1 protein-coding gene is annotated in these 1,128 nt (G+C 68.4%); it reads right to left on the bottom strand.

Going from position 1 to position 1,128, the window contains the following annotated elements:
- A partial coding sequence (locus tag NEI07_RS06200; RefSeq protein WP_256033422.1) for a pseudouridine synthase occupies positions 1–1,128 on the bottom strand: 1,128 nt, incomplete at both ends.

Below are 1,128 nucleotides of genomic sequence, written 5' to 3'. Positions count from 1 at the left end.
AGGGGCGTTCGGATCGCGCCTGTTGCGGCGCGCCATCGGCGCGCATCGCATCGAAGCGCCGGGCGTTGCGCGAAGGCGCCGCCGCCTCGTCGCGCCGCCTCGTTGGAGTCACCCGTTCGACGGCGACGGCGCGGCCCTTGCGATCGGCGACAGCGCCGCGCGTCACGCGGGCCCGCGGTCCGGCGTCGCGTCGCTCGTCCTGCTCTTTGCGCAGCGTGGAGATATGCTTGCGCGGACGCTTCTCGGCGCGCTCGCGAATCTCCTGCTGCTCCGACGGCGCCTTCTCGCGCAGCGGCGCGGCGAAATCGACGCCCGCAAGTTCGGCGAGCGATTTGCCCAATTGCTCGCGCAGGGTTTTCAATCGCACTTCTTCGACAGCGCCTTCCGCGAGATCGCCGAGCTGGAAGGGCCCATATGACACGCGAATGAGCCGCGTCACGTCGAGCCCGAGATGCGCCATGACGCGCTTGATCTCGCGATTCTTGCCTTCGGTGAGGTTCATCGCGATCCAGACGTTGGCGCCTTGTTCGCGTTCGAGCCGCGCCTCGATCGGCGCATAATGGACGCCGTCGATCGTCACGCCGTCGGCCAATGAATCGAGCTGCGCCTGATCTATCGCGCCATGCGCCCGCACGCGATAGCGCCGCGTCCAGCCGGTCGCGGGCAATTCGAGCGTGCGCGCGAGGCCGCCGTCATTGGTGAGCAGCAGCAGCCCTTCGGTGTTGATGTCGAGCCGGCCGACGCTGACGAGCCGCGGCAAGTCCGGATGGCGTTCCTCAAGATAAGAGAACACCGTGGCGCGGCCTTCTTCGTCGCGCGCGGTGGTGACATAGCCGGCGGGCTTGTGGAACAGAAAGAGTCGCGTGCGCTCGCGCGCCTGCATTGGCGCGCCGTCGATCGTGATCTTGTCGCTGTCGCTGACATTGAAGGCGGGACTCGTTTGTACGCGGCCGTTGACGGCGACGCGGCCTTCGGCGATCCAGCGCTCCGCGTCGCGGCGCGAACAGACTCCGGCGCGCGCCATAACCTTGGCGATGCGATCGCCTTCGAAGGCGCCTTCGCGGGGCGCAGGCGCAGGCGCAGCGACGCGCTGCTTGCTGGGGGGCTTGCCGGAGGACTTGCCAGAGG

This window comes from Methylocystis suflitae (assembly GCF_024448135.1).
In the GTDB taxonomy this organism is placed as follows: Bacteria; Pseudomonadota; Alphaproteobacteria; order Rhizobiales; family Beijerinckiaceae; genus Methylocystis; species Methylocystis suflitae.
The sequence above is the reverse complement of the archived record's forward strand: the minus strand, read 5'-3'. Positions and strand labels throughout refer to the sequence as shown.